This window comes from Streptococcus australis, assembly GCF_019930045.1.
Lineage (GTDB): Bacteria > Bacillota > Bacilli > Lactobacillales > Streptococcaceae > Streptococcus > Streptococcus australis_D.
Genome location: NZ_JAHZQQ010000068.1, coordinates 1 through 7,477, shown reverse-complemented (window position 1 = coordinate 7,477; position 7,477 = coordinate 1). Strand labels below are relative to the sequence as shown.

The window sequence follows — 7,477 nt, the reverse complement described above, 5'->3', positions numbered from 1 at the left end:
CACACTTGAAAGCTTATTTGATTAACACTCCGCAACTTTACTTGAGTGTTTACACAAAATTATTGACAGAATCGATTTATGTATGATCCAGGAAAACAATTCAATAATTTTTTTAGTTCTAAAACAAACTGCTCGTTCATCCTTCCACCTCCTCAACTTCAAATAGTGGGCTATAAAACACCTCACCAAAACCGGCTTGTTCTAGTTGTTTAAGGGTGTGGTATGTTCTTGTATCTACATCGTTATTGTAGATAAAGAGGCTCCCGAAAAACCAATGCTTTAGGTTCTTATTGTATTTCAGATAACTATTATGCCCTTCAATGCCTTTCATCTTCACAAGATACCGCTTTTCTTTCTTGACCTCGTAACCGAATTGGTGCATATTAACAAGCGTTTGGAAAGGTGCTGTGTGTTCATCTACTAACCATTCTTCAAATTCGCTCAAATCACCTTCTTCGTAGTCGCTAGGGATTAGATCAATTGCTCTAAATAGCTTGGTTTCAAAATCATATTTGTGTTCTTCGTACCAGTCCGCCACAAACTTCGGTACTTGGACTTTCTGCGGTTCGTCTAGTTGTCGCAGATCTTCCAAAACTTCGTTAATCGTTACGACTGGGAACACATAGAGTTTTTCAAAAGCACCCTCGTACTTCTTTATCAATTCCTGTTTATTCATCTTCCACCTCCTCAACTTCCATTCCTGGGCAATCAAACACCCAACCAAAGTTGGCATCTTCTAGTTCTTTTCGGGTGTGAGTTGTACGAAATTTTTTATCTTTTTTTATTTCCGCTAAACACCAAGCGTCAAGATGATTAATCCGGTTTAAGTAATTATAATTTTCATCTACACCTTTTAGCCTTACATAATACCGCTTCTCTTTTTCGACCTCGAAGCCGTCAAGCCAAGCATGGGCGAAAGTTATTTGATTTCTTGTCTTTTTAAACCACGAAATAAGTTCATCACTTTTATTCCACTGTTTCAAAAAATCTGGGTTCATAGCATTATATAATCCTATTGCCGAATTTTCTTTACACACTTCAATCCAATCCGCCACAAATTGCGGCACTTGGACTTTCTGCGGTTCTTCTAATTCAGAAATAAGTCTAATCACCATGTCTATTTCGATATATTTTGACTCATTGCCGAAAAGATTTCTTAAACCTTCTATCCGTTTAGTCAACTCTTGTTTATTCATCCCATGCCTCCAATAAAACTTTATTTTCATAGACGTTTCCAATAACTTTGCAAAGATGGTTTAATGCACAGTCGAACGAAAACATCCGCTCTTCACCTTTGCGCCTTGTTTCAAAGTAGAACCCTGTGCTACAAATTTTATAGCCAAGACTGTCGTTTTCTATGTATTGTCCGAATCTGACAACTAATAGCCCTTCGTTACCATCTCTTGAGATAATATCTCCTTCAAAGATTATTTCCCCGTCCTTATCCTTGCCGCCAGTGGCTAGCATCAAGTCCCAAAAGTCATCATCTGGATATAATCCTAAGAAGAATTCACCTAATTCCCAATGGTCGTCAAACGTTAGCATCATTTCTTCTTCTCTGTTCAAAGCTCTATATTTCGGAATCAATTTGATACCTCCTCAATTCGTGCTAGCGGATTATTTCGAAGCCACCCGAGGCCGTGCCGTTCGATCTCGTCGATCGTGAACGTCTGCGTAAATTCGATAGTATAGCGAGTCTCGTCTTTGATCTCCACGAGGTAAGTCTTCCATCCATCCTTGGGATTCTTCGACTTGGATAATAGACTTCGCAAACTCTCTATTTTCACTCCAGTCTGATCTGCAATCTCTTGTAGCGTCCCCGTGGCCGTGAGTTTGCCTTTTCGATAATAGGCGAACGTCCGGAGCTTGACGGGCGAACCAAGAAGATCTGTTTCAGTCACCCCAAAGAATGAGCACAGATCATCTATTGCGTCTTGATTCGGCATACAATTACCACGTTCCCAAGCTGTGATTGTATTATAAGCCCAACCAAGTCGTAGAGAGAGACTGTTCTTTGACAAGCCCTGCTCTTTCCGAAGGCGGTTCAAATTTTTCGGGAATCGTTGACGTTGATCGCTGTCGTATTTCACTAATTCAACCATAGCCAACCTCATCAAAAATGCTTTCTTCGCATACTGGTCATCCCGTCGAACTTAAATCCGTGATCCTTGTCAACGCCCTTGCATGCACGATCCATGATAGCTTGATTATAGACTGACTCGATATCAGCACTACTCTCGAGATTACTTGTGATAATCGTGCAATTGCGGTTGTCTAGAATAGAGAATAAGATACTCTTGGACCAGTCGCTAATCTTCTCTTGCCCCAAATCGTCCAGGACAAGGAACGGAACCTTTGAAAGTCGAGCAATCCACTTCTGCTCTGTCTGTTCCTCGTTGCCAAAATCGTTTCTGATTTTAGCCAACAGCTCAGGCAATTTGATAAACATCGCATGCTTCTTCGTCCGATTTGATACGTCCTTGATGATCCCGTAGGCAAGATGACTCTTACCGACGCCAGCTGGCCCGAGAAATAGCACATTGTTGGTCGCTCCCTTGCAATATTCATCCACTATCCTGTTAGCAGCCGAGAGCATTTCTTTCTGCCTAGTAGTTGTTGCTTCGAAGTTCCCAAGAGTGGCATTTCTCAATTCAGCATTCACGATAGACGAATTAAACAACACATCCAGCCGTTTAGCTTCTGCCCGCTTGTCTTCCAACTTCCAGTATTCCAGCTGTGTCTTCTGCTCGTCACGTTCGATAGATTCTTTGCCACAAGCCTGACACACCTCGACCTGATTCGGTCCGACCGCATACATCTGTTCACCATGTTTCGGGCAGACCTTATCAATTTTCGTCATGGCCCATCGGCCAAATACAATTACTTCCTTATCCTGCATGGCCACACCTCGCACAATCCATAAGGTGTGCCAGTTTACCAAGCACAGCCTTTGGATCAGGATGAGCTAACATGCGTTCTTTCATCGAATCGCTGAGAGGGTAGAATTCCTTCTCAAACGCTTCGATGACATCTGCTAATGTAATCATGTTAAACTCCTATGTCATTGCTACTGCTTCGATTAGAGCGAGGACCTTCGTTTAAGTAGGTTTCAAATTTTGTCCCAAACAAAGTTTCTGGTCTCAAATACTTATTCATATCTTTATTCTTCAACCAGTCCCGGCTCTTAGTATCGATCACCTTTTTAAAATCATCTAATCGGAAACCATCATTCCATCTAGCACGGATCAACTTACGAGTGGATTTCCCCGTGTGGGTATATCCTTTTCCGCATGTGTTATTGAGATGCTCGACAATTTCTTGATAAGGGATAGGCTCATCGTGTGATTCGTCAGAATCAGTACTATAGGTAGTTAACCTATCCTTATCTAACCTATCCTTACCTAACCTAACCTGTGGCTCCGGATTGGATACATTTTGTATACATTTCTTTCCAGTTTTGAAATTTGCCACTTTTGACTGATCATACTCCAATTGAGATTTCTCCTCTTGGTAAATAGTCGTTTGGAATCGGTCTGACTGGATGTAGTTATGGATTCGCCAATGTCGAATGACGACAACCCCGTTTTCAAAAGGGATTAGAAAGCCTTTTGAAATAAGAATTTTCATATCGTCATTGCTGGCTCCAATTGTCCGTTGAATCGTTCTAGCACGGTCGATGAAGCCCTCATCATCTGCTCCCATGTTTAAGTGAAAGTAGAGTGCTTGTGTAGATAGAGGCATTTCAAGAAAATGGTCTGTATCAGTAATTTTCTTACTGAACATTCGTCTTTGTGCCATTTCGTCACCTCCTAAAATGGTAAATCGTCATCCTTGATATCCATTGGATCTCCTGCAAATGAAGGTGGCATCTGCTCGGCCATTGAATTCTGATTAGCTGAATTGTCTCGCTTCTCAAGAAGCTGGAAGCTCTCTGCAACCACTTCTGTCACATAGACACGCTTACCATCTGTCCCTTCATAGTTTCTTGTCTGGATGCGGCCGGTGATGCCGACAAGATTGCCTTTCTTGACCCAATTTGCAAAGTTTTCAGCTTGTTGTCGCCACATCACGCAATTTATAAAATCAGCCTCACGTTCTCCATTCTGGTTTTTAAAGTTGCGATTGACTGCGAGATTGAATTGGGTTGCAGCGATATTTGTCAGAGTGTACCGCAATTCTGGATCACGAGTCAGACGACCGATAAGTACAACATTATTGATCATTTTCACCTCCAACCAATCCATCTGGCTTTGTCAATGCATCTGGCTTTGTCAATGGATCTGCCTTTGTCAATGCCTCTAGCTTTAGAAGCATTGCTTTTTCTTTTTCAATCAGCCAGTCCATGTGCACCTTGGCTTTTTCTAAGTCCTCGATGCCATTTTTTTTACGATAACGAATCAGATACTTAAGTAGATTACCTAAATGATATCCAGTCAACTGCTCATCATTCATAAAGTTACGATGGACATCGATGGCTTCAAGGCCGTTCCGACCTTGGTAGTGTTTTGGATTATGTACGTTGTCGCTCATGCTGTCATCATTCCTTTCACGCTATTCTTTTTGTGGATCTCTGTCGCACGTTTATTAAGAAGCTCACGCTGATACTTAGCGGATTTATAATATTTCATTTTTGCTTTTTGTTTCTTGATGATTTCACGCAATACGAAGATCGCAAAGCCTGAAAGTACTGCATATGTAGCAAACGCTACTACCAAGAAAATTTCAATAGTTGTCATTAGTTTCTACCTCTACCTCAGTTGGTTTTTCTGGGAATAGTTCCCGGTTGAATTTGTTGATCATAAAATCTTGGGCCTTGTTGGATTCTTCCATTCGTCCGACAATTTCGGCCCAGCGTCCAATGCTTCCAGAGTGCGAGTGCACACGTCGCTCCAGTTCTTCAATCTTCTGTTGCTGGTCGTATGAGACCTTAATCATCACGACAGAAAACAGCAGGAAGAAAAACAGAAGCATCATTGTCATATATTTTAGTTTTTTAAGACTCATATTCTAATTACCCCATCATTTTTAAAATCTACAGCCATTTGATGTAACCGCTCTTCAAAATCGATATCAGTCAGTTTCATCAATTCGGCTTTTTCTTCGACCTTTAGCGGACGGTTGGCATCTTGCCAATCCATCATTTTCAATAATTTTTGAATAGGATTCATTTTTTCTCCTTCAAATTGTGTTATAATTATTATGTAATTCTTTGAAAAGTGCCTTTCTCAAGGTGCTTTTTTTATTTTTGTAAACTTCGGCAGAATCGTTGAACATCTTCCAAATTATAGAGATACTTCCCGCCTTTTCCTGATTGTTGAAATTGGAATTTCCCTTGATCTCTCCACTCTTCCAGCTTGGTTCTGCCCCATCCAGTTGCTTTCTGCAATGCCTTGATTGATACCCATGTGATTTGCCTACTAGCTCTTCTTTGGGCTTCTTCCATGGCTTTGATATTTAGAGATACGAGTTCTTCAAAGAGCTGATTGATATAGTTCTCGTTATGTGTTTGAGTTATTTGATTTAGAATAGGATATTGTGACACTCCCGTCTCCTTTCTAACTTTAATTTGTCTTTTGTTCTATAGCTCTTAAAATTATTTCATGAGCAATATTTTTAGTAAGCTTTTCTAATTTGATTAAAGCTTCTCTATAAGTCTCTGATTGTTCAATTAGCCAGTCAGATAACTTTATAATTTCATCTTCAAAATCCATCTTAAGACCGATGACCTTTCTATATTATTGTGTTAACTTACTATTGACATAAACGATTAAATAAGACCTCTTACTCCTTATGAAAATCGACTGTCAATTTATACGAAAGGAGGGAATCTATGAATTATATTAATGAAATGTTGCCTAATGAAGTAAGTTTCTTGTCATATCGTTTTTCAACTTCAGATGTAGATAGTGTTGATCCATCATCTAAGCCTGTTTTGAAATTCGCTACAACAGTAGATAATGAGAAATTTATTGATTTATTGTCTGTGCATGAAAATGGCTTAGTTCTATTAGTAAAAAGTGAAGATCACGAAGTTTGGTCTAATAGAAAGCCAATTTCCAAGACTGTTGATGGTAAACTTGTAATTACTTTTGGAAGTGAATAATCGAATCACTAAGTTTTACAATAGTTTTCCCATCTTTTGATATAAGGACTTGTTTTTTAACAAGTTCTTTTTTTAATTTTATTTTCATTTATTTCTCCTTATACAAATTTATTTTTGTTTGATTGTGCGGTCATTTTTTAGCTACTTCTTTTGCAATAAGTTCTTCTAAATCGGATTTATTAATTGTTATCTTTTCTTCAATTGTCATTTACATACTCCTTTGAATATCTTCTGCTTATCCTCTCTGAGCTATGTTAAAAGCATTCAAATCCATGATTTTCATCTTAGTGTTAGTGCTTGGCTCCCAAGTCATCCAGTAAGCAAGTGCTGCTTCTGCGAATTTCTTTGGTAGTAAATCATAGCGACTGATATTAAAATGATCCTTGAAATCAATCTCAGCTTGTCTGAATACTGATTGAGCGAAGATTTTATCAGCGTAAGCTGGACTGTCAATACCACCCAAGCAAGCTACTACACGAGCCTTACGCTTCTTCAGTAGTGATTGAGCATAGCTCGGATGAATCGGTTGCTCGCTCTTGAGATAGTCAATATCTTCCAGCATAGTAGCCTGTTGCTCACGCAATTTCTTCTGGCCGGTAAACAAAGCGATAAAGGCATCCTCGGACAAATCCTCACGGATAAATCCACCCTGCTTACGAATAGCTGGCAAGACCTCTGATGTAACCCAGCGCTTGAATTCTTTCGCTTGAGGCAATTTGCTAGATAAGATAAGAGAGTATAATCCTGATTCGTTGATGACTGTCTGATTTCTCATTTGACCTGCCGTCGCGATTTGCGACGTTAGCTTATCATCATCATCAACGTGTTTTGCTAGAGCATCTCTTGAATTTACATATCCAAGAATCTCTGCTATGTCTTTCCCGACAAACCAAGGCTCGTCATCGATTGTCAAAGTACGGACTTCCTGCCCGTGAAAATTAAAAATTTCGTTCATAGTGCTCCTTTCTTTTGCGGTTAAACCGCATTCTTGTGTAAAAAAATAATGTCATCAATAGACACACCAAAAGTAGTAGCGATTTGATAAGCTTGGGTTACAGTAGGTTCTGTTTTTCCGCGCTCCCAATTTCCCCAAGTATCAACAGAGACATCAATAGCCTTGGCGGCATCCGCTTGTCTCCAATTTTTTAGAGTTCTCAATGTTTTAAGAGTCATTTTCTGCATCTTACAGTCCTTTCTACATTTTTTATAATTGAGTGACTCAACTATGATTCTATTATAATGCGGTTAAACCGCAATGTCAAGTGTTTTTTGCGTTTTTATCGTATTTTTTTATTTTGCCCTGTTGTAAAATGAAGTGCAACACAAAAGACATGTTCATCTGATATACTAGAGTTGCAAAAAACAGTATAGAGG

17 protein-coding genes are annotated in these 7,477 nt (G+C 39.5%); 1 reads left to right on the top strand and 16 read right to left on the bottom strand.

The window, feature by feature from the left end; all coding sequences use genetic code 11:
- Positions 1 to 136: 136 nt before the first annotated feature.
- The 14 genes from K1J10_RS09670 to K1J10_RS09605 all read right to left on the bottom strand — a co-directional run bounded on the left by K1J10_RS09670 (position 137) and on the right by K1J10_RS09605 (position 5,711).
- The gene (locus K1J10_RS09670) at positions 137 to 676 is read right to left on the bottom strand and encodes a DUF1642 domain-containing protein (protein WP_223357130.1); all 540 of its coding nucleotides are present in this window, start codon (positions 674 to 676) and stop codon (positions 137 to 139) included.
- Entirely contained in the window at positions 669 to 1,196 is a 528-nt protein-coding gene (locus K1J10_RS09665) for a DUF1642 domain-containing protein (RefSeq protein WP_223357128.1), read from the bottom strand. Before K1J10_RS09665 ends, K1J10_RS09670 begins: the two co-directional genes overlap by 8 nt.
- Positions 1,189 to 1,587: a YopX family protein gene (locus K1J10_RS09660; protein WP_223357126.1), complete on the bottom strand. Its 399-nt coding sequence runs from the start codon at positions 1,585 to 1,587 to the stop codon at positions 1,189 to 1,191. The genes K1J10_RS09665 and K1J10_RS09660 overlap by 8 nt, the downstream gene beginning before the upstream one ends.
- On the bottom strand, positions 1,584 to 2,114 hold the full coding sequence (locus K1J10_RS09655; protein ID WP_223357122.1) for a helix-turn-helix domain-containing protein: 531 nt from the start codon (positions 2,112 to 2,114) through the stop codon (positions 1,584 to 1,586). Before K1J10_RS09655 ends, K1J10_RS09660 begins: the two co-directional genes overlap by 4 nt.
- The gene (locus K1J10_RS09650; protein WP_223357121.1) at positions 2,114 to 2,818 is read right to left on the bottom strand and encodes an ATP-binding protein; all 705 of its coding nucleotides are present in this window, start codon (positions 2,816 to 2,818) and stop codon (positions 2,114 to 2,116) included. Before K1J10_RS09650 ends, K1J10_RS09655 begins: the two co-directional genes overlap by 1 nt.
- 70 nt (positions 2,819 to 2,888) lie before the next feature.
- The gene (locus K1J10_RS09645; protein ID WP_223357113.1) at positions 2,889 to 3,047 is read right to left on the bottom strand and encodes a hypothetical protein; all 159 of its coding nucleotides are present in this window, start codon (positions 3,045 to 3,047) and stop codon (positions 2,889 to 2,891) included.
- Between the two features lies 1 nt (position 3,048).
- Positions 3,049 to 3,798, bottom strand: a complete 750-nt coding sequence (locus K1J10_RS09640; RefSeq protein ID WP_223357110.1) for a conserved phage C-terminal domain-containing protein — start codon at positions 3,796 to 3,798, stop codon at positions 3,049 to 3,051.
- Positions 3,799 to 3,809: 11 nt separating this feature from the next.
- Positions 3,810 to 4,223, bottom strand: coding sequence for a single-stranded DNA-binding protein (ssb, locus tag K1J10_RS09635; protein ID WP_223357108.1), 414 nt, complete (start codon positions 4,221 to 4,223; stop codon positions 3,810 to 3,812).
- Positions 4,213 to 4,530, bottom strand: coding sequence for a DUF3310 domain-containing protein (locus tag K1J10_RS09630; protein WP_317629286.1), 318 nt, complete (start codon positions 4,528 to 4,530; stop codon positions 4,213 to 4,215). Before K1J10_RS09630 ends, ssb begins: the two co-directional genes overlap by 11 nt.
- Positions 4,527 to 4,736, bottom strand: a complete 210-nt coding sequence (locus K1J10_RS09625) for a hypothetical protein (protein WP_223357106.1) — start codon at positions 4,734 to 4,736, stop codon at positions 4,527 to 4,529. Before K1J10_RS09625 ends, K1J10_RS09630 begins: the two co-directional genes overlap by 4 nt.
- A complete protein-coding gene (locus K1J10_RS09620; protein WP_223357104.1) occupies positions 4,723 to 4,974 on the bottom strand; it encodes a hypothetical protein in 252 nt (83 codons plus the stop codon). Before K1J10_RS09620 ends, K1J10_RS09625 begins: the two co-directional genes overlap by 14 nt.
- Before the next feature lie 26 nt (positions 4,975 to 5,000).
- Complete coding sequence (locus K1J10_RS09615; RefSeq protein WP_223357102.1) at positions 5,001 to 5,168, bottom strand: hypothetical protein; 168 nt, start codon at positions 5,166 to 5,168, stop codon at positions 5,001 to 5,003.
- Between the two features lie 71 nt (positions 5,169 to 5,239).
- Complete coding sequence (locus K1J10_RS09610) at positions 5,240 to 5,542, bottom strand: hypothetical protein (protein ID WP_125329593.1); 303 nt, start codon at positions 5,540 to 5,542, stop codon at positions 5,240 to 5,242.
- Positions 5,543 to 5,561: 19 nt separating this feature from the next.
- Positions 5,562 to 5,711: a hypothetical protein gene (locus K1J10_RS09605; RefSeq protein ID WP_185776844.1), complete on the bottom strand. Its 150-nt coding sequence runs from the start codon at positions 5,709 to 5,711 to the stop codon at positions 5,562 to 5,564.
- A 119-nt stretch (positions 5,712 to 5,830) separates the two neighbouring features.
- Between K1J10_RS09605 and K1J10_RS09600 the strand changes: the two genes are divergently transcribed.
- Positions 5,831 to 6,103, top strand: a complete 273-nt coding sequence (locus tag K1J10_RS09600) for a hypothetical protein (RefSeq protein WP_125329594.1) — start codon at positions 5,831 to 5,833, stop codon at positions 6,101 to 6,103.
- A 235-nt stretch (positions 6,104 to 6,338) separates the two neighbouring features.
- On the opposite strand, the gene K1J10_RS09595 is transcribed toward K1J10_RS09600, so the two are convergent.
- Both K1J10_RS09595 and K1J10_RS09590 read right to left on the bottom strand, forming a co-directional pair.
- Positions 6,339 to 7,058, bottom strand: coding sequence for an ORF6C domain-containing protein (locus K1J10_RS09595; RefSeq protein WP_125329595.1), 720 nt, complete (start codon positions 7,056 to 7,058; stop codon positions 6,339 to 6,341).
- Positions 7,059 to 7,078: 20 nt separating this feature from the next.
- Positions 7,079 to 7,285 (bottom strand): helix-turn-helix transcriptional regulator, encoded by a 207-nt coding sequence (locus tag K1J10_RS09590; protein WP_223357100.1) that lies wholly within the window; start codon positions 7,283 to 7,285, stop codon positions 7,079 to 7,081.
- Positions 7,286 to 7,477: the final 192 nt, after the last annotated feature.